Source organism: Pelomicrobium sp. (genome assembly GCF_036803785.1).
Lineage (GTDB): Bacteria > Pseudomonadota > Gammaproteobacteria > Burkholderiales > UBA6910 > Pelomicrobium.
Genome location: NZ_DAIRTR010000005.1, coordinates 21,372 through 45,930 on the forward strand (window position 1 = coordinate 21,372; position 24,559 = coordinate 45,930).

Consider the following 24,559-nt stretch of genomic DNA (forward strand, 5'->3'; position numbering starts at 1 on the left):
CGCCTGCGGAAGGCTCAGAAACTGAGCCTGTAGGCCAAGCCATCAGGTCATCGACTGGTACGCCTTTCCGAAAGGCCCGATGATCACCTTCCCGCGCCCGTCCTGAATCTGGGCATCTACGAAGTCGGCCCACCATTGCAGCATCTGACGCCGCTGGGGAAGATACTCCGCGCGGTTATAGACGCCGCGCACCCCTTTTTGCTCGTGAGCAAGCGCCTTCTCGATCCAGTCCGAATTGAAGCCCTGTTCGTGGAGGTGCGTGGATGCCGTGCGCCGGAAATCATGGATGACGAAGTCGCGGACGTCGATTTCCAGCGCCCGCACTGCGACGTTCAGCGTGCTCTTGGCAATCGGCCGCTTCAAGGAGTTGCGGCTGGGGAAGACCCATTCCGAACCGCTCGCCAGATCCCGCAATTCGTCGAACATCGCCAGCGCCTGGCGCGAGAGTGGCACCAGATGCGGCTTGTCTTTCTTCATGCGCTCGGCGGGGATGGACCACTCGGCGCGCTCGAAGTCAATCTCCTCCCAACGGGCTTCGATCAGTTCGGATTTCCGCACCATGCAGAGAATCAAGAGATGCAAGGCGAGTTTGTGCGAGCGTTTCATGCTCGACTGGTAGATGGCCCGCATCAGCTTGCCGATTTCCTCCGCGCTCAAGGCCACATCCCGGCTCTTCGCCTGGGCGATATATTTCGCCTCGATGGCGGCGGCCGGGTTGAACTGGGTCTTTTGCCGCGCAATGGCGTAGGCGAACAGGCGTTTGAGCACATTGCGGGTTTGCAGCGCCATCTGGTCGGCACCGCGACGTTTGATCCGGTCGGTAATGGCAAGGATATCGTCTGGGGTCACCTCGGCAAGCAGTTTCGCACCGATGGCCGGGATCACATCCTTTTCCAGGATGCGCCGGATGTTGCGGGGGTTGCGGTTCGTGGGTTCCACGATCTCGGCATACCACCGCCAAGCGAAAGCCTCGACGGTATCGGCTGCCCGCGCCGCTTCCTCACGGGCTTTGACGATTTCCCGAGTCTTCGGGCACCAGTTGCCGATGAAGGTCTCCGCCATTTCCTTGACGAAGGGCGACGCATCCTCCGGAATCGGATCGCCGCGCTTGATGGCCATGGGGGACAGACCTCGCTCCACCAGCGCCTTGCAATCCTCCCGCCAGCTTCGGGCCTCAGCCAGTGAATAAGCCGGGTAGTCGCCGAGCCGGACGTTCTCCTGCTTTCGATTCCGGGCACGATACTTGAGGCCCCATCGCTTCTTGCCGGTCGGCAGGACTTCGATATACAGCCCGCCCCCGTCCGATTCGCTGTAGGGCTTCTCGCCCGGCTTCAGGTTACGTAGTCTGGTATCCGACAAGGCCATGATTCCACACCCCTTTCTTCCGTGTGTTCCCACGCTTGGCATTTCATCGTCATGATCCGGACACGATCGTGGGAACATTCGACCCCAAACGTGGGAACACATCGGTCAATACTGGGAACAAAAGTGGGAACAAATTCGACCGGATTTTCGTGGAAAACGCAAGACCTCCATGGAACAAGTAACTACAGATATGCTGTTATATCAACGATTTACTGGAATAACATGGACGTCACTGGAATATTTGCTACTTTCCGATGCAGAAGCGGGAAAAGATCTGGCCCAACAGATCGTCGGCGGTGAACTCTCCCGTGATTTGGCCCAGGGCCACGTGGGCCAGGCGCAGCTCCTCGGCGAAGAGCTCTAGGCCTCGGCCTGCCGCCTCGGCCGCGGCGGCGAGCCGCTCCTCGGCCCGGGCGAGGGCTTCCAGATGCCGCGCTCGGGCCATGAATATCCCTTCGCCGCCCCCTGTCCATCCCACCTGCCGGAGCAGCGCCTGTTGGAGCAAGTCCACCCCCTCTCCCGTCTTGGCGGAGAGCCATACCTCGGCCACGCTCCCCTCCTGGGCGAGGCGAGGCGCCACGCCAGCAAGATCGATCTTGTTGCGCACAATCACCCGGGGCAGTCCGGGGGGAAGCTGCCCCAGGATAGCCTCGTCTTCTGGCATCACCCCCCGGGCGTACTCGGTGACCACCAGGACCAGATCCGCCTGGGCCGCCGCCGCTCGCGCTCGCTCGATGCCGATGCGCTCCACGGCGTCTTGGGTCTCCCGCAGGCCTGCGGTGTCGATGATGTGGAAAGGCACGCCCTGGATTTCCACCTGGCTGCGCAGGGTATCCCGGGTGGTGCCGGGGACCTCGGTGACGATGGCTACCTCCTCCCGCGCCAGACGGTTGAGCAGGCTCGATTTGCCCACGTTCGGGCGCCCCACCAAGGCTACCTGCGCTCCTTCCCGCAGCAGCGCTCCCTGCCGGGCGTTGGCGACCAGAGCCCGCAGCTTGCCGCGCAACCGCTCGAGCCGCCCGAAGGCGTCGGCCTCCTGCAGGAAATCGATCTCTTCGTCGGGAAAATCCAGGGTCGCCTCGGTGAGGGCCCGCAGCTCGATCAGCTCTTCTTTGAGCGCGTTCACTTCCCGGGAAAACTCCCCCTGCAGGGAACGCATGGCGCTGCGCGCGGCCTGGGCAGTGGAGGCGTCGATCAGGTCGGCGACGCTTTCTGCCTGGGCCAGATCCAGCTTGCCGTTCAAGAAAGCCCGCTTGCTGAACTCTCCAGGTTCGGCGAGCCGAGCCCCCAACTCGAGGCAGCGCTGGAGCAGGAGGCGGAGCACCGTCATGCCGCCATGGCCCTGCAGCTCCACCACGTCCTCCCCCGTGTAGGAGCGGGGCGCGGGGAAATAGAGCACGATGCCTTCGTCGATCACCTGTCCCTCGGCGTCCTTGAGGGGGGCTAGCGTGGCGAAGCGGGGCGCGGGCACGCGCCCGAGGAGCGCGATCAGGAAGGGCTTGAGGTTACGGCCGGAGAGCCGCACGATGCCGATGCCGCCACGCCCGGGCGGCGTGGCAATGGCTGCGATCGGCTCACCGTTTTCCATGAGCAGCGGCCGCCCGCTCCAGCTGGCGGGTGATGTACCACTGCTGCGCGATGGACAGGACGTTATTCACCAGCCAGTAAAGCACCAGCCCGGCAGGGAAGAAGAAAAAGAAAATGGAGAAGGCGATGGGCATGATCTGCATCACCCGGGCCTGGATCGGGTCCGGGGGCGTGGGATTGAGCTTGGTCTGAATCCACATGGTGGCGCCCATCACTACCGGCAGGACGAAATAGGGATCCGGCGCCGAGAGATCTCGGATCCAGCCGACGAAGGGGGCGTTGCGCAGCTCCACCGCCGCAACCAGCACCCAGTACAAGGCGATGAACACCGGAATCTGAATCAGGATCGGCAAGCATCCGCCCAAGGGGTTGATCTTCTCCTCCTTGTAGAGCTCCATCATCGCCTGGTGCAACTTCTGTCGGTCATGGCCGTACAGCTCCTTGATCCGCTGCAGCCGGGGGGTGATAGCCTTCATGCGCGCCATGGAGCGGTAGCTCGCCGCCGACAGAGGATAGAACACCGCCTTAACCAGCACAGTGAGCAGGATGATGGCTACGCCCCAGTTGCCCACCCACCGGTGGAACAGCGCCAGCACCCAGAACAAGGGGGCCGCGATCACGGTAAGCCAGCCGTAGTCCACCACTAGGTCGAGGCCCGGGGCGAGCTGGGCCAGCGTGCGCTGTTCCTGGGGCCCGGCGTAAAGCCGCATGCTCGCCGTGCGGCTGGCTCCCGGCTCGATGGTACCCACCGGCACAATGACCCCTGCGGCGTACAGGTCGGGGGCGAGCTGCCGGGCGAAGAATTCCCGGGAGACATTGCCCTCGGGAAGCCAGGCTGCGAAGAAATAGTGCTGGACCATGGCAATCCAGCCGTCGGTGACCGCCTTCGGCAGCCCTGCCTTGCCCTTTTCGATGTCGGAGAAGGGGAGCTTGTGAAACTTGGTCTCCTCGGTGTACACGGCGGGGCCGGTGTAGGTATAGAGGAAGCGCTGCTCGCCCTCGGGGGCCTTGCCATCCCGCTGGAACTGGTAGTAGGCGAAGGGCGACAGGGGGGCGGCACCCCCGTTGCGGATGGAGAAAGCCACGTCTATCAGATAGCTGCCGCGGCGGAAGGTGTAGATCTTCTCCACCACAAGGCCGTTGACAGGCGGCGCGGCAAGCCGCACCTGCACCGCATCCTCCCCAGGCTTCAGCTCATAAGGCCCGGGCTCGGCGCTGAAAAGGGTTTTGTGATTCGGTAGGCTGTCGCCGATCAAGCCCGACTGGGCCACGTACACCCGCTCGGCCTCCCGCTGGAACAAAACGAAGGGTTTGTTCTTGTCCACCGCTCCGGGGTGCTTGAGCAGCTCCAGCCGGACCAGGTCGCCCCCGAGGGTCTGGATCTCTGCCCGCACCACGTCCGTGGTCACGGTGAGGATGCGCCCGCTCTGCGGCTCACCCGGGCGGTCGGCCTGGGCGAGCTCCCCCTGCTTCTCCAGCAGCTCCCGTCCTACCGTGGGCGCCGGTGCCTCGGGCGCAGGCTGGGCCTGGGGAGGGGACGCCACGGGGGCGCGCTGGTGCTGTTGCCAAGCGTCCCACAGGAACAATAGGGACATGGAAAAGATTAGGAACAGGATCAGCCGTTGAATTTCCATGGGTCCTCGGGCACCGGGTCATAGCCTCCGGCGTGGAACGGGTGGCAGCGCGCCAGACGCTTGAGGGCGAGCCACGTTCCCCGTCCAGCGCCATGGCGTTGGATCGCCTCCCGGGCGTATTCCGAGCAGCTCGGAGTGAACCGGCAACGCGGCCCGAGCAGGGGGCTCACCCCGATCTGATAGGCTCGAAGGAGAACGATCAAGAGCCGTGACATGGGGCCATTCTCTGCATCAGGGCTGCCAGCTCTTCCCGCGCCGCTGCCCCTTCCCTCCGGGAGATCGGGCGCCTTAAGCGCACGACGATGTCCGCCCCCCCCAACGCCGCCTGCCGCTGGCGGAAGACTTCCCGGGCGATGCGCTTAGCGTAGTTGCGGTCCACGGCGCGAGGCGCCGCCTTGCGCGACACCGCCAAGCCAAGCCGGGGCCGCCCTAGGCCGTTGCGCCGGGCGAACACTTGGAAAAACCGGCCAGCGAGGCTCGAGCGCTGCTCGAAAACGGCGCGATACTCGCCGGGCTGGCGCAGTCGCGCCGATGGGGGAAATCCGTGCCGCCGTATCGCCAGGATCAGACGCTGAGCCGGGCACGGCCTTTCGCCCGGCGCGCGCGGATCACCGCCGCCCCCGAGCGAGTGCGCATGCGAACCCGAAAGCCATGGGTGCGCTTTCGCCGAACGACCGACGGCTGGTAGGTGCGCTTCATGGTCAAACCTCATCGTTGGGCGGAAAAGCCCGGTATTACAAACCGAGAGCCGTACCCTGTCAACCGCGGCACGCACGCAGGGGAGCGCGGGTGCCGCTTGCCCGCTGTGGATAAGGCGCGGCGAAGGGACTAGAATAACGCCTCGTCGATTTCGCGCCGCTCGCGCGAAGTCCTTCTCCCGAAAAAAGATCCCCACCTCCATGGACGAGTTCTGGGCAGGCTGTCTCAAGCATTTCGAGCGCGAGCTCACACCGCAGCAGTTCAAGACCTGGATCAAGCCGTTAAGATACGAGCGGCAGTCCCGGGGCATCGTCCTTCATGCGCCTAATCGCTTCGTCCTGGATTGGGTGCGGGACCGCTTCCTGCAGACGATCGAAGCCATGGCCAAGGCCCATTTCGCTGCGGCCGTGCCCGTGAGCTTAGAGCTTTCGGGTCAGGAGGCCGACGGGGCCAGCACCCAGGGCCTGCCCCGAGCGAGAACCCGGGTTCGGGACCCAAGCCGGCTTAATCCCATCTTTACTTTCGATACCTTCGTCACCGGCAAGGCGAACCAGCTTGCGCGGGCCGCTGCCATCCAGGTGGCGGAAAATCCCGGCACTGCCTACAACCCCTTGTTCATCTATGGCGGCGTGGGGCTGGGGAAGACCCATTTGATCCAGGCGATCGGCAACCTGGTGCACGAGCTCCATCCCGAAGCGAAAATCCGCTATACCCACGCCGAACAGTATGTCTCCGACGTAGTGAAGGCTTACCAGCACAAGTCCTTCGACGATTTCAAGCAGTATTACCACTCCTTGGATCTGCTGCTGATCGACGACATCCAGTTCTTCGGCGGCAAGAGCCGAACCCAGGAGGAGTTTTTCTATGCCTTCAACGCCCTCATCGAGGCCCACAAGCAGGTGGTGATCACCTGCGACAGCTACCCGAAAGAGATCAACGGGATCGAAGACCGGCTGATTTCCCGTTTTGGCTGGGGACTCACGGTGGCGGTGGAGCCGCCGGAGTTGGAAATGCGGGTGGCAATCCTGATCAAGAAGGCAGCCTCCGAGCAAATCCAACTGGACGAAGGCGTCGCTTTCTTCGTCGCCAAGCACATCCGCTCCAACGTCCGGGAGTTGGAAGGCGCGCTAAAGCGGGTGGTCGCCTTTTCCCGCTTCACTGGGATGCCCATCACCCTGGATCTCACCCGGGAGGCGCTCAAAGACCTGCTGGCGGTGCAGAGCCGGCAGATCTCGATTGAGAATATCCAGAAGACGGTCGCCGACTACTACAAGATCAAGGTATCGGATCTGTACTCGAAAAAGCGCTCCCGTAACGTGGCCCGCCCGCGCCAGCTCGCCATGGCCCTCGCCAAGGAGCTCACTTCCTTAAGCCTGCCAGACATCGGGGATGCCTTCGGCGGACGCGACCACACCACCGTGCTCCACGCCTGCCGCAAGATCGGCGAGCTACAGGCCACCAACCCAGAGATTTCCCGGGATTTCAAGACTCTGATCCAGATCCTGCGCGGTTGATCGGGCTGGGACAACCTGTGGATAAGTCCCGCAGTGCCTCCAGGACAAGTTTTCGTACACAGGCTGTCCACAGGCAGACGAAAGCTTGTACCCAGCCTTTCCATAGGTACAAGAGATTGTTATAATTAGAAAATTTTTAGTTTCCAGGGCTTTCCGACGGGCTTATTCATTCTTACCAGAAGGACAATCATGTTATTGATCGAAGCCGACCGGGACGCGCTTTTGAGGCCCCTTCAGGCGGTCACCGGGATCGTCGAGCGGCGGCATACCCTCCAGATTCTGTCCAACGTGTTGATCGAGCGCGCCCAGGACGGCACTCGCTTCATGGCGACCGACCTGGAGATCCAGGTCTCGACTTTGGCCCACGGGCTTAAGGAGAGCGCCAAACCTTTCTCGCTTACCGTGGCAGCGCGCAAGCTCCATGACATCCTGCGGGCGCTTCCGGAGAGTGCCCAGGTGGTGCTTGCCCAGGAGGACGGGCGCCTGCAGGTGAGAAGCGGTCGCAGTCGCTTCAGCCTGCAGACTTTGCCTGCCGAGGATTTTCCCCGGATTGCCGAGAGCGCGGGAGAAGAACTGAGCGTGCGACTGTCGCAAAAGGACTTGCGGCGGGGGCTCTCCCTGGTCCACTACGCCATGGCCCAGCAGGATATCCGTTACTACCTGAACGGGCTGCTGCTCGTGCTGGGCGGTCAAGCCTTGAAGCTCGTGGCCACCGACGGCCACCGCCTGGCTTTTGCTGCGACGGGGCTTGCTGCAGCCGTTGAGGCGCGGGAGGTAATCGTTCCGCGTAAGGCAGTGTTGGAGGTGCTGAAGCTCCTGTCGGACTCGGAGGACGAAGTTGCGATCACCGTGCGGCCGAACCAGGTGCGCTTCGCCTTTGGGCCGGTGGTGCTGGTCTCCAAGGTGGTGGACGGCAAGTTCCCCGACTACCAGCGGGTGATTCCCCAGGCCCATCCCAAGGTGGTGGAGTTGCCGCGCCTTTCCTTTCTACAGGCGCTCTCCCGCGCCTCCATCCTCTCGAGCGACAAGATTCGCGGCGTGCGCCTGGTGCTGACAGCGGACAGCCTGCGGGTGATTTGCACCAACAACGAGCAGGAGGAAGCGCAGGAAGAGCTCGCGGTGTCCTATAGCGGCGAACCGCTCGACATCGGCTTCAACGTCGCCTACCTCATGGACGTTCTCTCCAATCTTTCCAGCGACACCGTGCGCTGTGCCTTCAACGATCCCAATTCCAGTTGCCTGGTGACGGTGCCGGGAGACGATCAGTTCAAGTACGTTGTCATGCCAATGCGCATCTAACGAGGGTGAATCCGGTGACTGAGATAGCGGCCAAAGAACGCCCGAGCTCCAGTTACGACTCGAGTAGCATCAAGGTGCTGAAGGGTCTCGAGGCGGTGCGCAAGCGCCCCGGCATGTACATCGGCGACACCTCCGATGGCACCGGACTGCACCACATGGTGTTCGAGGTGGTGGACAACTCCATCGACGAGGCGCTCGCCGGCTACTGCGACGACATCAAGGTCGTGATCCATCCGGACAATTCCGTGTCTGTGATCGACAACGGCCGCGGAATCCCTACCGGGATCAAGGAGGACGACGAGCTCAAGCGATCGGCGGCGGAGATCGTGATGACCGAGCTCCACGCGGGGGGCAAGTTCGACAGCAATTCTTACAAGGTATCGGGTGGGTTGCACGGAGTGGGAGTGTCCTGCGTCAACGCCCTCTCCAAGTGGCTGCGGCTCACCATTCGGCGCGACGGTCTGGTGCATGCCATGGAGTTCGACCACGGTGTACCGGTGGCGCCACTCAAGGTGATCGGCAAGACCGAGAAGACCGGCACAGAGGTGCATTTCCTTGCCGACGAGGCGATCTTCGGCAAGGTGGAGTTCCATTACGAGATCTTGGCCAAGCGACTACGGGAACTGTCCTTCCTCAACAATGGGGTCAAGATCCAGCTCATCGATCAGCGCACTGGCAAGAGCGAGGATTTCGCCCACAGCGGTGGGGTCAAGGGCTTCGTCGAGTACATGAACCGGACCAAAACCGTGCTCCATCCCCACATCTTCCATGCCGTAGGGGAAAAGGATGGAATCACGGTGGAGGTGGCGATGCAGTGGAACGACTCCTATCAGGAGTCGGTCCAGTGCTTCACCAACAACATCCCCCAGCGCGACGGAGGCACCCATTTGACCGGGCTGCGGGCCGCGCTCACGCGCACCTTGAACAGCTACATCGAGAAGGAGGAGCTCGCGAAGAAGGCCAGAGTGGAGACCACTGGCGACGACATGCGCGAAGGGCTGACTTGCGTGCTCTCGGTCAAGGTCCCCGAGCCCAAGTTTTCCTCCCAGACCAAGGACAAACTGGTCTCCTCCGAGGTCCAGCCGGTGGTACAGGAGATCGTCTCGGTCAAGCTCCATGACTTCTTGTTGGAACATCCTCAGGATGCCAGGATCATCTGCAACAAGATTATCGAAGCGGCGCGAGCCCGCGAGGCGGCGCGCAAAGCGCGGGAGCTCACCCGCCGCAAGGGGGTGCTAGATGGATTCGGCCTGCCGGGGAAGCTCGCCGATTGCCAAGAACGGGACCCGTCCCGCTCGGAGCTGTACCTCGTGGAAGGAGACTCCGCTGGCGGCTCGGCCAAGCAGGCGCGGGACCGGCGCTTCCAGGCGGTGCTGCCCTTGAAGGGCAAGATCCTCAACGTGGAGAAGGCGCGCTTCGACAAGCTCATCTCCTCCCAGGAGATCGCCACCCTGATCACGGCCCTGGGCACCGGCATCGGCAAGGACGAGTACAACCCGGATAGGCTCCGCTACCACCGGATCATCATCATGACGGACGCCGACGTGGATGGCTCCCACATCCGCACGCTGCTGCTCACCTTCTTCTATCGCCAGATGCCGGAGTTGATCGAGCGCGGCCACATCTACATCGCTCAGCCGCCCCTCTACAAGATCAAGCTCGGGCGCCAGGAGACCTACCTGCGCGACGACCAGGAGCTCAAGCAGTTCCTGCTCAAGCAGGCCCTGGCCGATGCGGCCTTATATCCCTCGGCAGAGGCAGAGGCCCTGCCGTCGGCTGCTTTCCAGGCGCTTGCGGAACAGTATCTCCTCGCCGAGGCGGTGATCGACCGCTTGAGCCGAGGAGTGGACCGGGATGTCCTGCACGCCCTGCTCAAGGGCGTGACGCTGGACCTCTCCGATCGAGCGGCGGCGGAAGAAAGCGCCCGGGTCCTGGCGGCGGCAGTGGACGACCCGGCGCTTGCTGTCGAAGTGGGGGTGAACGAGGCCACCGAAGCCTTGCGCCTGGTGATCGTGCGCCGGGAGCATGGCACCGTGCGCGTGAGCTCCGTCGACCAGGAGTTCCTGCAAAGCTCCGATTGCGCCCAGATCCGGGCGACGGCCCAGGCCCTCTCGGGTCTGCTGCACAAAGGAGCCTATGTGGCCCGGGGCGAACAGAAGCGGGCGGTCGCCGATTTCCGCGAGGCGATCGACTGGCTCCTCGCCCAAGTGCGGACCCACGCCTCCATCCAGCGCTACAAGGGCTTGGGGGAGATGAACCCGGAGCAGCTGTGGGAGACCACCATGGATCCGGCCAAGCGCCGGCTGCTCAAGGCCCAGATCGAGGACAGCATCACCGCGGACGAGATCTTCACCACCTTGATGGGGGATCAGGTGGAGCCGCGGCGGGCTTTCATCGAGGAAAACGCCCTCGGCGTGCGCAACCTAGACGTCTAGCGAGCGGTTATTTGGCCGCTGCCCGACGGCGGGTTTCGGGCTTGGGCGCCGTTTTGGCTTCCCCTGCGTCTTTCTGCTTTGCGCTCTTCGGTTCCCGGGGGGCAAATTCGAACCCTACGCTACCATCGCTCGACAGGGTGAGGAAGGCAGAAAACGGCCGGCCGTTCTTGCGCGAGATGAAGCGGTGCAGCAGGTCGGTTTTGCGCCGGGCGAGCAGCTTCTGCATCTGTTCCCGCTCGATGGGACGCTGCAGGATCACCTTGCCGGTGCGGAAGTCACAGCTTCGGTTGGCGCCCAGCGAGCGCTCACACAGGTACGCGGCGGCCGCCTCGTAGACATTGGCACCGCACTTGGGGCAGGGGCCCACCGGCTCCTGGCCGGAGAAGTCTGCTTCTTCTTCCTCGCCTTCCCCGCCCGCCTGTCCGAAGTCGAACTCGGTGCGCAGGTCGTCAGTGAGCCGCAGGACCGCCGAAAACGGCCGACCCATGCGGCTGCGAAAGCCCGTGAGGGGCCCTACGCTACGCTGGGTGATGAGCTGCTCCACTTCTTCCGGTTCCAGCTCCCGGCCGGAGATCACTTTCCAGATGGCAAAGTCGCAGCCCTGGCACTGGAACTTGCGGTAGTTCTCTTGCACCACGCCGCCGCACTTGGGACAGGGCGTCTTGAGGGTGCGGAAAGCCTCGTCCGGGATCTCCCCTTCTTTGATGCGCTTCACCATGTCGCGGGTGAGCTCCACGATATGATCCATGAACACGCTGCGGGGCAGCTTCCCTTGCTCCATTTGCTTGAGCTTGTACTCCCACTGGCCCGTGAGCTCCGGGGAGGTGAGCTCGTTGACCCCGAAGTGGTCCAGGGCGAAGAGCAGGGAGAAGGCCTTGGCGGTGGGCGCAAGCTCCCGGCCATTGCGATGTACATACTCTTCCTGGATCAGGCCCTCGATGATCTGGGAGCGGGTGGCCGGGGTCCCCAGACCGCGGGCCGCCATGGCCGCCCGCAGCTCCTCGTCCTCGATGAGCTTGCCCGCCCCCTCCATGGCGGAAAGAAGCGTGGCCTCCGTGTAGCGGGGAGGGGGCTTGGTCTGGTGGTGCCGTACTTCCACTGCCAGGGTGCGCACCTTCTCCCCCGCCTGGACGGGGGGCAGGCGCTGGGCGTCCTCCTCGGCCGCTTTGCCGTAGACCGCAAGCCAGCCCGGGTGCACCAGCACACGTCCTTCGGTCTTGAACGCTTCTCCTGCCACCCGGGTGATGCGAGTGGTCACCAGGTACTCGGCCGCCGGGTAGAACACCGCCAAGAAGCGGCGCACCACCAGATCGTAGAGCTTCGTTTCTGCCTCGTTCAGGTGCTTGGGCAGCTGCAGGGTGGGGATAATGGCGAAGTGGTCCGAAACCTTCTCGTCGTTGAAGACCCGCTTGTTCGGCCGCACCCAGCCCTGCTTGAGGATCTGGTCGGCAAAGGAGCTATAGGGGGAGACTTGCCCTTTCTTGCCGCCGCGCAGGGTCTCCAGGGTTTTCTTGACTGTAGCGAGATAATCCTCGGGCAATGCCCGGGAGTCGGTGCGCGGGTAGGTGAGCACCTTGTGTTTTTCGTATAAGGCTTGGGCGAGCGACAGGGTCATGCGGGCGGAGAAACCGAACCGGCTGTTGGCCTCCCGCTGCAGGCTGGTGAGATCGAACAGCAAGGGTGCTACTTGGGTGGACGGTTTCGCCTCCTCGCGGACCGTGCCCGGTTTGCCCTGGCACTTGGCGCGGATTGCCTCTGCCCGCGCCTGGTCCCACAGCCGCTCGGGCTTCGCCTCAGGGTCGCCTTCGGTGCCTGCCTTGGCTGCTTTGTCGTCGAACCAGCGGCCGGGGTATTCGCCGCCCGCGCAGGCGAAGGTGGCGTGCACCTCCCAGTAGTCCCGGGGCACGAAGTTGCGAATCTGCTCCTCTCGCTCCACCAGGATGCGCAGGGTGGGCGTCTGGACCCGCCCGACGGTGGTCTTGTAGAAGCCGCCGTCTTTGGAGTTGAACGCGGTCATGGCCCGGGTGCCGTTGATGCCCACCAGCCAGTCCGCTTCCGATCGGCACACGGCGGCGTCGGCCAGAGGCCGCAACTCCTCATCCTTTTTGAGCTGGGCGAAGCCTTCCCGGATGGCCTCGGGGGTCATGGATTGTAGCCACAGCCGTTCGATGGGCTTGCGGGTCTTGGCGTAGCGCACGATGTAGCGGAAGATGAGCTCTCCCTCGCGCCCGGCATCACAGGCGTTGATAAGGCCCGTCACGTCCTTGCGCTTGATCAGGCGCAGGAGCAGCTTGAGCCTTTCCTCGGATTTCTCGATGGGTTTGAGCTCGAAATGGGGCGGGATCACGGGCAGGTGGGCGAAAGACCACTTGCCCCGTTTGACCTCATGCTCCTCGGGAACGGCCAGCTCCAGCAGATGGCCCACGGCCGAGGAGAGCACGTACTGATCGCTCTCGTAGTAATCGCCGTGCTTGGTGAAGCCCCCCAGCGCCCGGGCGATGTCCGCGGCGACGGAGGGCTTTTCGGCGATGATCAGTTTCTTCCCCATGAATGGATGGACTGCATTGACGCGTTCACGCCGCCAAACGAAAGCGGTTGATGATAGGAGCTATTCCTGGGCGGTACAAGGGAGGCTGGGGGCCCCCACGCGCCCGTTGCGAGCGCTTACTCACTCACAATATACTGATTTTACTTATTTCTCTGGTAGCGGCCGCCGGGGAGGCTGGTGACCCGACCTTCCAGCTCCAAGGTCACCAATTCCGCCAGGAGTTCCTGGGGTAGCCGGCCGCTGCGCTGGGCCAAGGTGTCCAAATCCACCGGATCGAAGCCCAGGTGGGCAAGCAAGGAAGAGGCCTCTGCCTGGTCGAATGCCTGCGCCTCGGAGGGCAGGTCGGGGGACGACCCGAGGGTCGCCACTGCGAGCCCCAGCTCTTCCAGGATGTCCTGGGCGGTCTCCACCAGCTTCGCCCCCTCTTTGATGAGGGCGTGGCAGCCCTTCGACAAGGGGGAGTGGATGGAGCCGGGGATGGCAAAGACCTCCCGGCCTTGTTCTGCAGCCAGACGGGCGGTGATGAGGGAACCGCTGTGGAGGGCCGCCTCCACCACCAGGCAACCCCGCGTCAGGCCGCTCAGGAGCCGGTTGCGGCGGGGAAAGTTCTCCGCCCGGGGGGGCGTTCCCAGGGGAAACTCGGACACGAGGGCCCCCTGCTCCGCCAAGGCCAGGGCCAGGTCCCGGTGGCGGGCCGGGTAGACCCGGTCGAGCCCGGTCCCGGTGACCGCCACGCTGCGGGAGGCCCCGGCGAGGCCGCCCCGATGGGCTGCAGCGTCGATTCCCAAGGCGAGGCCGCTCACGATGGTCAGCCCGGCATCGCTCAGGGCCTTGGCGAAGGCCTCCGCGTTGACCAGACCTTGGGGCGTGGGATTGCGGCTGCCCACGATGGCCAGCGTCGGCCGCGCCAGCAGCTCGGCGCTGCCCTTGACATACAGAAGCAAAGGGGCGTCCGGGAGATGGAGCAGCTGGCTCGGGTAGCGGGTGTCGTCCAGGGCCAGTAGGTGATGGTCGGGGGCTTGGGCCCAGGCCAGGGTCGCCTCCAACTGGGCTGGGTCTGGGCCCGCTTGGAGGCAGGCGGCGGCTGCTTCCCCGGCGATTCGGGCGAGCAGGCCCCGCGGAGCGGCCAGCACCTCCTGCGGTCCGCCGCAGGCGGCGAGCAGGCGGCGCAGGGCTTTACCGCCCACGCCGGGCACGAGGCTTAGCCGAACCCAGGCTTCGGTGCGCGGCTCTGGCACCATGGGCGAAACCGCCTGGCCGCAGCCTCTGCGGGCTCAGGGGTTTTCGATCGTGTCCAAGGGCGCCACTTGGCGGTTCGCCTGCATCACCATGGCGTAGGAGACCCGATCGAAGGTGCGGAACACCATGATCAGCCCGATGTTCTGGTCGGGCGCGGCCTCCGCCGAGCGTCCCCGCTCCACCGTCGCCCGGCCTTGGCCCGCCCGCACTCGCAGGACATCGCCGGGCTCCAGTCCATCCCGCTTGCCCTTGTTGATGGCGACCACCGCGGTGGGGCCTGCCTCGGTGCTGCCACCGTAGGTAGAAATCACAAAACCGGTGATCCGGCGCTGGGGTGCCTTGGGGACGAAGTTCACGTAGGGCATTTCAACGGCCTTCACTAGCCGAGCCCCCAGAAGGATCTCCTGATTGGAATCCACCACCTCCACGACCGTGGCGAGGGGCTCATGGCGCACGATGCGTCCCGTGCCGAGATGCACCGCCTCGTGGCCCAGGGTTTCCCCGGTACCCGGGTCTTTGAGGGCATCTCCCAGCTCGTAGATGTCCCAGAGCAGACCCTGGTCTTGCGGCAAGCCGGCAACGCTCAGCAGATCGCCTGCGGAGGCGATGACCCGCCCCTCCTGCATGGCCACGATGCGGGGGGCTCCGTGCAGTGCCTGGAGATCCACCACCAGGGGTTTGGCCAGAAATGGTCGGATGGCGCTCGCCGGGATGGTGGGGATGGCCTCCCGGGTGCTGGACTCCACCCGGACCTGGGGCGAGAGCTTCACCGTCTCCATTTCCTTAGAGAGTCGGGGTGCCGAGCCGCGGCGGTCCAGCACCAGCACGTCGCCCGGATAGATCAAGTGGGGATTTTTGATCTGTTCCTTGTTCATGCCCCATAGCTCGGGCCAGCGCCAAGGGCTCTGCAAATAACGGCCGGAGATGGCCCAAAGGGTGTCGCCTTTCTGAACCACGTAGCGATCCGGGGCGTCGGGGGCGAGTTGCAGCGGCTGGGCCTGGAGGCCGCCGACGGGCGGCCAAAGGAGGAAACAAGGAAACAAAAACAGGGATATAATGCTCTTACGCATAGCGGCTTCGCCTTTTTCGATAGTTCGGCGCCTCCCTCGCCGTCGAGGGAAAGCGGGGGTAGGCACCCAGCTTTCAGTTGACACTTTAGATTAAATTCTCCATATAGTCCATTCAATCAGCGAGATTTTATGGCGATCCGGCAAATCCTGCAGTACCCCGATCCCCGGCTGCATAAGAAAGCGGCCCCGGTCGCCTTGGTGGACGATTCCATCCGGGCCCTGGTCCAGGACATGGCCGAGACTATGTACGCCGCGCCAGGCATCGGGCTCGCCGCCACCCAGATTGATGTACATCTGCAGGTGATCACCATCGATGTGTCCGAGACACGGGATCAGCTGCTGGTGCTCATCAACCCAGAGATTCTGGCGAAGAGTGGCGTCTCGGAGATCGAAGAGGGCTGCCTGTCGGTGCCCGGCATCTTCGAGCGGGTGCAGCGCGCCGAACGGGTGACGGTGCGGGCGCTGGACACCCAAGGCAGGTCCTTTACCCTGGACGCGGACGGCCTGCTCGCCGTGTGCATCCAGCACGAAATGGACCACCTGCAGGGCAAAGTTTTTGTCGAATATCTCTCGCGCCTCAAGCAGAGCCGCATCCTGGCCAAGCTGCGCAAGCAGCAGCGCAAGGTCATGTGAGCCCGGCCCCGGCGGCGGGACCGGGAGTTTTCCGTGAAGCTCGTTTTCGCCGGCACGCCCGAATTCGCGGCGACCGCGTTGGCGGCGTTGCTGCGTTCCGGCCACCGGGTGAGCTTGGTGTTGACCCAGCCGGACCGGCCGGCCGGCCGGGGCCTCAAGCCCGCCGCGAGCCCGGTGAAGCGGCTGGCACTCGAGGCGGGGATCGCCCTACTTCAGCCCCAGAGCCTGCGCGATAGCGCGGTCCAGCGGGCGCTGGTGGAGGCGGCCCCGGACGGGATGGTCGTCGCGGCCTATGGCTTACTCTTGCCTCGCGCGGTCTTGGACATTCCGCGCCATGGCTGCCTCAATATCCATGCCTCCCTCCTGCCCCGCTGGCGGGGGGCCGCGCCCATCCCCCGGGCCATCCTCGCCGGGGACCCTCAAACGGGCATCAGCATCATGCAGATGGACGAGGGCCTGGATACCGGTCCGGTGCTGCTCCAGCGGACCCTACCCATCGCTCCGGACGATACCGCCGGCAGCCTTACCGAGAAGCTGGCCGCCCTCGGGGCCCAATGCATCGTGGAAGCCCTCGATGCCCTGGAAGCGGGGACGCTGCACCCCATGCCCCAAGCCGAGGCGGGGGCCTGCTACGCCCCCAAGATCGCCCGGGAGGAAGCGGCCATCGACTGGCGCCGGGACGCCGGGTTCATCGAGCGCCAGGTGCGAGCGCTCAACCCTCACCCCGGCGCCAGCACCTTTGCGAGAGGCACGGTCCTCAAACTGTGGCGGGCTCAGCCGGCGGCGGCCGAGGAGGGTGCGCCCGGTCGGGTGCTCCAGGCGAACCCGGAGGGGCTGGTGGTGGGCTGCGGTTCCGGGGCGCTCCGGATCCTGGAGCTACAGCGTTCGGGCGGGCGGCGCCTGCCGGCGGCGGAGTTCCTGCGCGGTTTCCCGCTGAGGCCCGGGGAGCGGCTGGGCGGCTGAAGCGGGAGTCCCGGGACGATGCGCGAAGCCCAACGGGTGGCCGCAGAGGCGGTGGCTCGCGTCCTCGCGGGGGAGAGTCTCGCCACGGCCCTGCCCCTTGCCTTGGAGCGGCAAAAGGGTCTCGCGAAGGCCGAGCGCGCTCGGGCTCAGGATCTCGCCTATGGCACCTTGCGCCACTACGGGCTGCTGGCCGCACTCCTCGAACGGCTCGCGCCCAGGCCGCCGCGCCCGGCGCGGCTTCGGGCCCTGCTCCTGGTGGCCCTGTACCAGCTCTACGCTACCCGAGCGGCTGCCCACGCCGTGGTGAATGAGGCGGTGGCGCTCGCGGGTGAGCTGGCAGGACAGGGGGCACGCGGGTTCGCCAATGCGGTGTTGCGCGCCTTCCAGCGCGGCGGCACGCCGCTGGTGGCGAGCGTCGCGGCCGATGACGAGACCGCCCGCTACTCCCATCCCCGCTGGTGGATCGAGGCGCTCAAAGCCCAGTATCCGGAACGCTACCGGGCGCTGCTCGAGGCCGGCAACACCCATCCGCCCATGGGCCTGCGGGTGAACTTGCGGCGTACGACCCTGGAAGGGTACCTCGCCCTGCTCGGGGAGGCGGGGCTCGCTGCCCGCCCGGTGCCTCCGGCGGGCCTTCTATTAGAGCGGCCGGTGCCGGTCGAGCAGCTTCCGTGCTTTGCCGAAGGCTGGGTGTCGGTACAGGATCTGGGCGCCCAGCATGCGCCTGTGTTCCTGGATCTGCGACCCGGGATGCGGGTGCTGGACGCCTGCAGCGCGCCGGGGGGCAAGGCAGCCCACGTGCTCGAGCAGGCGGACGTGGCGCTGGTGGCCCTGGACCGGGATGCGGAGCGGCTGAGACGGGTGGAGGCCAACCTTACCCGCCTGGGGCTTTCGGCAACCCTTCAGTGTGCCGATTGCGCGCAGCCCCAGCACTGGTGGGACGGTCGACCTTTCCAGCGAGTACTGGCGGATGTGCCTTGCAGCGCCTCGGGGGTGGTGCGGCGCCATCCCGACGTCAAGTGGTTGAGGCGCGCCGCCGACCTTCCCCAGTTCGCCGCCGAGCAAGGACGTATCCTGGACGGCGTATGGCAGGTCCTGGACAGTGGTGGTAAATTGCTCTACGTCACTTGCTCCGTGTTCGCCGAGGAAAATGAGGGCGTGATCGGCGCGTTCCTCGAGCGGCACGGCGACGCCCGGCTCCTGCCGCTGCCGGGTGCCGAATCCGGCATGCGGCAGCTTTTCCCCGACGCCTCCCAGGACGGGTTCTTCTATGCCCTGCTCGGTAAGGGAAGCGCTGAACCGGCCGCGGGCTGAGCGTCGTCCGTGGCGCAGGGTGCTTGCCGCTTGGCTGCTGCTCGCCGCCGCCATGGCCCGGGCCGAGGCAATCGAGGTGAATTCGGCCGAGCTTGTGCAGGCGGGCAACGGCTATGTCCTGAACGCGGACTTTGCCATTACCCTCAATACCGTCGTCATGACCGCCTTGAGCAAGGGCGTACCGGTCCATTTCGTGGTGGACGTGGAGGTGTCCCGTCCGCGCAAATACTGGTTCAGCAAGCGCATCGCGAGCGGCGAGCATTCGGTGCGGCTCTCCTACGTGCCCCTCACCCGCCAGTACGAGGTGTCCGACGATCAAGGCACCCACGTGGCCGACAGTCTGGAGGCGGCGTTGCGCTGGGCGGGGCAGGTGCGGGGCTGGCGGGTGCTCGACGGCCATGCCCTCGAGCGCGGCGTCGTATACCGGGCAGCGGTGCGCATGCGCTTGGATCCCGCGCGGCTGCCGCCGCCGTTTCAGGTGAGTTCCCTCACCACTCGGGACTGGGCGATCGAGTCCGACTGGTATCAGTGGAGGTTCATGCCGTGAGCGGGGCCGCCGCTTGCAGGAGGCGCGCGTGAAGTACCTGGTGGTCATCGTCATCGGGCTGGGCGCCGTGCTGCTCTATTTGCTCGCCACCGCGAGCCGCAACAGCGCGCTTTTCGCCGAGCAGTATCCGCTGCTGCTCGCGCTGAACGGGGCGCTCGTTGTCCTGTTGCTGGTGGTGGTGGGCACACAGCTCGCGCGGCTCGTGAAGAAACTGCGCCGTGGCGTGTTCGGCTCGCGGCTGGCCTTCAAGTTGCTCGCGCTCTTTACTCTCATGGCGCTTGTGCCGGGAGCGCTGGTATACGTGGTCTCGGTCCAGTTTCTCACCAAGAGCATCGAGTCGTGGTTCGACGTGCGGGTCGAGCGGGCGCTGGAAGGTGGTCTCAACCTAGGCCGCACAGCCCTGGACAACATGCTCAAGGACATGAATGCGGCGGCGGTGAATCTCTCCCTGATGCTCGCCGAACAGCCCGGCCGCGAGCCCCTGGAGCTGCTCAACCAGTTGCGCGAGCAGACAGGGCTGTTCGAAGTGTCCCTGTTCGACCAGCGGGGCAAACTCCTCGCCTTCTCCACCGGCGCCAGCGCGGCGCTGCTGCCCCATTTCCCAGATGCCGCCGTGCTGCGGCAGGTGCGATTGCAGAAGGCGTACTCCGCGGTGGAGCGGCTGCCTGACCGGGGCATGGTGCTGCGGGTGCTGGTACCGGTCAATGTGCTTCTGCCGGGAGAAGACGTGCGGGTGCTGCAGCTCATCCACCCCGTGCCGACCCAGCTCAAGCAGGATGCGGAGGCGGTGCAGGCGGTCTACCAGGATTACCAGGAACTGCTGCTCGCGCGCACCGGGTTGAAGCGCCTGTACCGCGTGACCCTCACCCTGTCGCTGCTGCTCTCGCTGCTGTCGGCGCTGGCGCTCGCTTTCATTCTGAGCGAGCGGCTGGCGGCACCGCTCGGATTGCTGGCGGAAAGCACCCGGGCGGTGGCCCAGGGAGACTTCAGCCGCCGCCATCCGGTACGGAGCCGGGACGAGATGGGCATCCTCATGGCCTCGTTCAACGCCATGACCCAGCAGCTCGCCGAAGCCCGAGCCGAGGCCCTGCGCAAACAGGCCGAGGTGGAAGGGGCCAAAGCGTACCTGGAAAGCCTGCTCGCCAATCTATCGTCGGGTGTCGTCGCCTTCGACAAGGAGGGCCGGCTACGCTCCGCCAACCGCAGCGCGGCGCGCATCCTGGGGGTGGACGTGGAGGCCCTCCTTGGCCTGACCCACGCCGAGCTCACTGCACGCTTCCCCCAGCTCGCCCCCCTCGTCGAGACGGTGGCGCGGGAGTTTTCCCAATCCCAGGAGGAGCGCTGGCAGCGCCAGGTGGAACGGCCGCTCGCCTCTGGCACCCAGGTGCTGCTCGCACGGGGCACGCGGCTGCCGGAGGTGGCGGCGAGCGGCTACGTGGTGGTTTTCGACGATGTGACCGACCTGATCCAAGCCCAACGAGAAGCGGCCTGGGGCGAGGTAGCGCGCCGGCTGGCCCACGAAATCAAGAATCCCCTCACCCCCATCCAGCTCGCCGCCGAGCGGCTGCAGCACAAGCTGGCGGACAAGCTGGTCGGACGGGATGCGGAGGTGCTCACCCGCGCAACCCGCACCATCGTCGCCCAGGTTGCCGCCATGAAGACCATGGTGGACGCCTTCAGTCGCTACGCCCGGCTTCCGGAAATCAAGCGCGCACCCCTTGACATCAATCGACTGGTCAACGACATTTTGCCCCTCTACGAGGCGGCGGCACCCGCCATTCGGGTGGACCTGGCGCCGCAGCTTCCCCTGGTGATGGGCGACGCAGAGCAGCTGGGGCAAGTGATCCATAACCTGTTGCGCAACGCCCAGGACGCCACGGCGGAGGCGACGCGACCCCAGATCACCCTGGCAACCCGGGCGCACGAGGGCACAGTGAGCCTGTCGGTCATGGACAACGGCCAGGGATTCTCGGAGGAGGTGGTGCGTCGCGCCTTCGAACCCTACGTCACCACCAAGCCCAAGGGCACGGGACTGGGACTCGCCATCGTGAAAAGAATTGTCGAAGCCCACGACGGCAAAGTGCGTATCGAAAACCTCGCCCCCCGGGGGGCGCGCATCACCATCGAATTGCCGGCCCTTGCCGCCAGCGAGGCCGGCGTGGCCGTGGGGCGGGTGGCTTCCTGAGGCCAGCCATGGGACCGAGCCAGATCCTGATCGTGGATGACGAAGTGGGCATCCGGGAGCTTCTGTCCGAGATCCTGGAAGACGAGGGCTACCAGGTGCGCTTGGCAGAGAACGCGAGCCAAGCCCGAGACATTCGCAACCGCCTGCGCCCAGACCTGGTGCTGCTGGACATCTGGATGCCCGACACTGACGGAGTGACGCTGCTCAAGGAGTGGGCCAGCCGTGGGCTGCTCACGATGCCGGTGGTGATGATGTCGGGGCACGCCACCATCGACACGGCGGTGGAGGCGACTCGCATCGGCGCTTTCGACTTCTTGGAAAAGCCGATCGCCATGCAGAAGCTGCTCGCCACCGTCGGGCGCGCACTGCAGCGGGGCAAGAGCGAGCCCGCACCGCCCCTTTCCCTGCTCGCTTTGGGCCGCTCGCCCCTGGTGGCCGAGCTGCGCCGCCGCCTGGAACAAGTGGCGAACCTGCGAGCACCGGTCCTGCTCCTCGGCCCTCCAGGATCGCCGACGGAGCTGTGCGCTCGCTTCCTGCACCGCCCCAACACACCCTGGGTGGCGCTAGAGAACGGCGCTCGCCTCATCGATCCGGCCGTCGACCTGCTGGCCGAGGCTCGCGATGGGGTGTTGTTCCTGCGGGAAGTGGCGGACTTAAGCCGCCTAGAGCAAAAGGGCCTGCTCATCCATGCGGCCAAGCTGGAGCGCTACAACGTCCGGCTAGTCTGCGCCAGCGCCCGCAATCTGGCTGCCCTAGTGCAGCAGGGGCAGTTCGACGCCAAGCTCTACGAGTTGTTGTCCGCGCTCACCGTTCCCGTGCCGGCCCTCGAGGATCACCGCGAGGACATCCCCGAGATCGCCCGCATGCTGCTCTCCCAGTGCGTGGAGGCGGGGGAGGTGCCCGTGCGCACCCTGTCCACCGGCGCGCTCAACCTGCTGCGCAACGCCCGCTGGCCCGGTGATCTGGCGCAACTGAATGGGGTGATCCGTTCTGCCGCCCACGCCGCCCTCGGCCCGGAAATCACCGCGGAAGAGATCGAGCGCTTGTTGCCGCGTCCGGACGGCGCGGCACAGCCCTTTCCGATTCCGTTGGATCTGCCTCTGCGTGAGGCCCGGGAGCGCTTCGAGCAGATCTACTTCGAGCACCACATCGCCCGGGAAGAGGGCAACATTTCCCGGGTGGCGGACAAGGTGGGGCTCGAGCGCACCCACCTCTATCGCAAGCTAAAGCAGCTGGGCATCCGCATTCCCGGCCGCAGCGAGGATTGAACGCATCGCCACTCGGCCGTTATACCCATCATAAAAACATTCAATTCTCTCCTTCGTCTATGCCGCCCATAATCTTCGCCCGTGGAGGTCGAGGAGGAGGGTATCGTTGTGCCCAGGAGGGGGGTCGGCGATAATCAGCACCCTTCGGACCGGACGCAGACCCGGGCGCGAGCCTTCCTTTAGGATCCTTCATCGTAACGCCAAGGAGCTAGGCATGAGTGCCAAGGCGCGCTTTAAGGACTTCGAGGCACCGGTTTTCAAGAACCTGACCAGCGCCATTCGGGCGCTTGCCATGGACGCGGTAGAGAAGGCCAAGTCCGGCCATCCGGGCATGCCCATGGGCATGGCCGAGATCGCGGAGGTGCTGTGGATCCATCATCTGCGCCACAATCCCGCCAATCCCAAGTGGCCCGATCGGGACCGCTTTGTTCTGTCCAATGGCCACGGCTCCATGCTGCTCTACGCCCTGCTGCACCTTACGGGCTACGACCTGCCCATGGAGGAGATCAAGCGCTTCCGCCAGTTGCACTCGAAGACGCCGGGCCACCCGGAATACGGGGTCACGCCTGGGGTGGAGACCACCACCGGACCGCTGGGTCAGGGACTGGCCAACGCGGTGGGCATGGCCCTCGCAGAAAAGGTGCTGGCGGCAGAATTCAACCGCCCAGGCTTCGATATCGTCAACCATCACACTTATGTGTTCCTGGGCGACGGCTGCCTGATGGAGGGCATTTCCCACGAAGCCTGCTCTCTCGCCGGGGTGCTGGGCTTGGGCAAGCTCATCTGTTTCTATGACGACAATGGCATCTCCATCGACGGGCACGTGGAAGGCTGGTTCGCCGATGACACTCCCAAACGTTTCGAAGCCTACGGCTGGCACGTGGTGCCGAACGTAAACGGCCACGATCCGGTGGCCATCCAGGGGGCTATCGAGGCGGCCAAGGGCGTCACCGACAAGCCCAGCCTCATCTGCTGCAAGACAGTGATCGGCATGGGCGCGCCCAACAAGGCCGGAAGCCACGACGTGCACGGGGCAGCCCTGGGAGAGGCCGAAGTGGCCGCCACCCGACCCCATATCGGCTGGCACTACGGGCCCTTCGAGATTCCCAAAGAGGTCTACGAGGCCTGGGACGCGCGGAAGAAAGGGGCCAAGCTGGAGGCGGAATGGAATGCCAAGTTTGCCGAATACCGCAAAGCCTATCCTCGGGAAGCGGCCGAGTTCGAGCGGCGCATTCGAGGCGAGCTGCCGGAAGGCTGGAGCGCCCATGTGGAGGCGCTGCTGCAACGGGTGCACGAGAAGGCCGAGACCATCGCGACCCGCAAGGCGTCCCAAAACGCCCTCGAGGGGCTGGCGCCCCTGCTGCCGGAGCTGATCGGCGGCTCCGCGGATCTCACCGGATCAAATCTTACCAACTGGTCCGGTTCGAAGCCGATCACCCGCAAGGACGGCGGCAACTACATTCATTACGGCGTGCGTGAGTTCGGCATGGCCGCCATCATGAACGGGCTGGCCCTGCACGGCGGGTTTATCCCGTACGGTGGCACTTTCCTTGTGTTCTCTGACTACGCCCGCAACGCCCTGCGCATGGCCGCCCTCATGAAGGCGCATTCCGTATTTGTGTTGACCCACGACTCCATTGGTCTTGGTGAAGACGGACCCACTCACCAGCCCATCGAGCACGCGGCGAGCTTGCGGCTCATTCCCAACATGGAAGTATGGCGGCCGTGCGACACGGTGGAGACGGCGGCGGCCTGGGTGCGGGCTGTGGAGCGCCGGGACGGACCGGTGGCGCTGCTGCTATCTCGCCAGAATGTCCCGTTCCAGACCCGGGATGCGGCTGCCCTGGAAGGCGTGCGGCGCGGGGGCTACGTGTTGGCAGAGGCGCCTGGGGGAGCGCCCCGCTGCGTGCTCATCGCCACGGGCTCGGAAGTGGCCCTCGCCATAGGTGCCCAGAAGGCGCTTGCCGGCGAGGGCATCCCGGTGCGGGTAGTCTCCATGCCTTGCACCTCCCTGTTCGACCGCCAGGATTCCCGGTACCAGGAAGCGGTGCTGCCTCGGGGCGTACCGCGCGTGGCGGTGGAAGCCGGGGTCACCGACTACTGGCGCAAGTACGTGGGGATCGAAGGCGCAGTGGTGGGCATCGACACTTTCGGCGAATCAGCTCCCGCTGCCGACCTCTTCAAGCACTTCGGCTTCACCGTGGAAAACGTGGTGAAAGTTGTGAAGTCGGTGCTGTGAGCGAGGGCGGTATTGGCTGC

Annotated in this window: 19 protein-coding genes; 10 read left to right on the plus strand and 9 right to left on the minus strand. The window is 65.1% G+C overall.

Annotation, left to right across the window (positions count from 1 at the left end; all coding sequences use genetic code 11):
* Nucleotides 1-42: 42 nt before the first annotated feature.
* The 6 genes from V7Q81_RS01285 to rpmH all read right to left on the minus strand — a co-directional run bounded on the left by V7Q81_RS01285 (nt 43) and on the right by rpmH (nt 5,285).
* Nucleotides 43-1,365 carry a tyrosine-type recombinase/integrase gene (locus V7Q81_RS01285; protein ID WP_333839592.1) on the minus strand — a complete coding sequence of 441 codons (1,323 nt, stop codon included), beginning with the start codon at nt 1,363-1,365 and terminating at the stop codon, nt 43-45.
* Between the two features lie 244 nt (nt 1,366-1,609).
* Nucleotides 1,610-2,953, minus strand: coding sequence for a tRNA uridine-5-carboxymethylaminomethyl(34) synthesis GTPase MnmE (mnmE, locus tag V7Q81_RS01290; RefSeq protein ID WP_333839594.1), 1,344 nt, complete (start codon nt 2,951-2,953; stop codon nt 1,610-1,612).
* Nucleotides 2,940-4,586, minus strand: coding sequence for a membrane protein insertase YidC (yidC, locus tag V7Q81_RS01295; RefSeq protein WP_333839596.1), 1,647 nt, complete (start codon nt 4,584-4,586; stop codon nt 2,940-2,942). Before yidC ends, mnmE begins: the two co-directional genes overlap by 14 nt.
* Complete coding sequence (gene yidD / locus V7Q81_RS01300; RefSeq protein ID WP_333839598.1) at nt 4,568-4,801, minus strand: membrane protein insertion efficiency factor YidD; 234 nt, start codon at nt 4,799-4,801, stop codon at nt 4,568-4,570. Before yidD ends, yidC begins: the two co-directional genes overlap by 19 nt.
* The gene (rnpA, locus tag V7Q81_RS01305) at nt 4,786-5,154 is read right to left on the minus strand and encodes a ribonuclease P protein component (RefSeq protein ID WP_333839633.1); all 369 of its coding nucleotides are present in this window, start codon (nt 5,152-5,154) and stop codon (nt 4,786-4,788) included. Before rnpA ends, yidD begins: the two co-directional genes overlap by 16 nt.
* Nucleotides 5,151-5,285: a 50S ribosomal protein L34 gene (gene rpmH / locus V7Q81_RS01310; RefSeq protein ID WP_333839600.1), complete on the minus strand. Its 135-nt coding sequence runs from the start codon at nt 5,283-5,285 to the stop codon at nt 5,151-5,153. Before rpmH ends, rnpA begins: the two co-directional genes overlap by 4 nt.
* A gap of 200 nt (nt 5,286-5,485) precedes the next feature.
* Between rpmH and dnaA the strand changes: the two genes are divergently transcribed.
* The 3 genes from dnaA (at nt 5,486) to gyrB (ending at nt 10,533) form a co-directional block, all read left to right on the plus strand.
* Nucleotides 5,486-6,799 carry a chromosomal replication initiator protein DnaA gene (gene dnaA / locus V7Q81_RS01315; RefSeq protein WP_333839602.1) on the plus strand — a complete coding sequence of 438 codons (1,314 nt, stop codon included), beginning with the start codon at nt 5,486-5,488 and terminating at the stop codon, nt 6,797-6,799.
* Between the two features lie 189 nt (nt 6,800-6,988).
* A complete protein-coding gene (gene dnaN / locus V7Q81_RS01320) occupies nt 6,989-8,098 on the plus strand; it encodes a DNA polymerase III subunit beta (RefSeq protein WP_333839604.1) in 1,110 nt (369 codons plus the stop codon).
* 5 nt (nt 8,099-8,103) lie between these two features.
* The gene (gyrB, locus tag V7Q81_RS01325) at nt 8,104-10,533 is read left to right on the plus strand and encodes a DNA topoisomerase (ATP-hydrolyzing) subunit B (RefSeq protein ID WP_442954727.1); all 2,430 of its coding nucleotides are present in this window, start codon (nt 8,104-8,106) and stop codon (nt 10,531-10,533) included.
* 7 nt (nt 10,534-10,540) lie between these two features.
* Here gyrB and V7Q81_RS01330 read toward each other — a convergent pair whose 3' ends face one another.
* The 3 genes from V7Q81_RS01330 to V7Q81_RS01340 all read right to left on the minus strand — a co-directional run bounded on the left by V7Q81_RS01330 (nt 10,541) and on the right by V7Q81_RS01340 (nt 15,390).
* Nucleotides 10,541-13,081 carry a DNA topoisomerase III gene (locus V7Q81_RS01330; protein WP_333839608.1) on the minus strand — a complete coding sequence of 847 codons (2,541 nt, stop codon included), beginning with the start codon at nt 13,079-13,081 and terminating at the stop codon, nt 10,541-10,543.
* A gap of 140 nt (nt 13,082-13,221) precedes the next feature.
* Nucleotides 13,222-14,322 (minus strand): DNA-processing protein DprA, encoded by a 1,101-nt coding sequence (dprA, locus tag V7Q81_RS01335; RefSeq protein ID WP_333839610.1) that lies wholly within the window; start codon nt 14,320-14,322, stop codon nt 13,222-13,224.
* A 33-nt stretch (nt 14,323-14,355) separates the two neighbouring features.
* Nucleotides 14,356-15,390, minus strand: a complete 1,035-nt coding sequence (locus V7Q81_RS01340; protein ID WP_333839612.1) for a LysM peptidoglycan-binding domain-containing protein — start codon at nt 15,388-15,390, stop codon at nt 14,356-14,358.
* A 129-nt stretch (nt 15,391-15,519) separates the two neighbouring features.
* Between V7Q81_RS01340 and def the strand changes: the two genes are divergently transcribed.
* The 7 genes from def to tkt all read left to right on the plus strand — a co-directional run bounded on the left by def (nt 15,520) and on the right by tkt (nt 24,539).
* Nucleotides 15,520-16,023: a peptide deformylase gene (def, locus tag V7Q81_RS01345; protein ID WP_333839614.1), complete on the plus strand. Its 504-nt coding sequence runs from the start codon at nt 15,520-15,522 to the stop codon at nt 16,021-16,023.
* A 33-nt stretch (nt 16,024-16,056) separates the two neighbouring features.
* Entirely contained in the window at nt 16,057-16,986 is a 930-nt protein-coding gene (gene fmt / locus V7Q81_RS01350; RefSeq protein WP_333839616.1) for a methionyl-tRNA formyltransferase, read from the plus strand.
* Nucleotides 16,987-17,004: 18 nt separating this feature from the next.
* On the plus strand, nt 17,005-18,300 hold the full coding sequence (gene rsmB / locus V7Q81_RS01355) for a 16S rRNA (cytosine(967)-C(5))-methyltransferase RsmB (protein ID WP_333839618.1): 1,296 nt from the start codon (nt 17,005-17,007) through the stop codon (nt 18,298-18,300).
* Nucleotides 18,301-18,319: 19 nt separating this feature from the next.
* Entirely contained in the window at nt 18,320-18,847 is a 528-nt protein-coding gene (locus V7Q81_RS01360) for a DUF4390 domain-containing protein (RefSeq protein ID WP_333839620.1), read from the plus strand.
* A 28-nt stretch (nt 18,848-18,875) separates the two neighbouring features.
* Nucleotides 18,876-21,032 (plus strand): sensor histidine kinase, encoded by a 2,157-nt coding sequence (locus tag V7Q81_RS01365; RefSeq protein WP_333839622.1) that lies wholly within the window; start codon nt 18,876-18,878, stop codon nt 21,030-21,032.
* A gap of 8 nt (nt 21,033-21,040) precedes the next feature.
* On the plus strand, nt 21,041-22,300 hold the full coding sequence (locus tag V7Q81_RS01370) for a sigma-54-dependent transcriptional regulator (protein ID WP_333839624.1): 1,260 nt from the start codon (nt 21,041-21,043) through the stop codon (nt 22,298-22,300).
* Between the two features lie 214 nt (nt 22,301-22,514).
* Nucleotides 22,515-24,539: a transketolase gene (gene tkt / locus V7Q81_RS01375; RefSeq protein WP_333839626.1), complete on the plus strand. Its 2,025-nt coding sequence runs from the start codon at nt 22,515-22,517 to the stop codon at nt 24,537-24,539.
* The last annotated feature ends 20 nt before the right edge of the window (nt 24,540-24,559 follow it).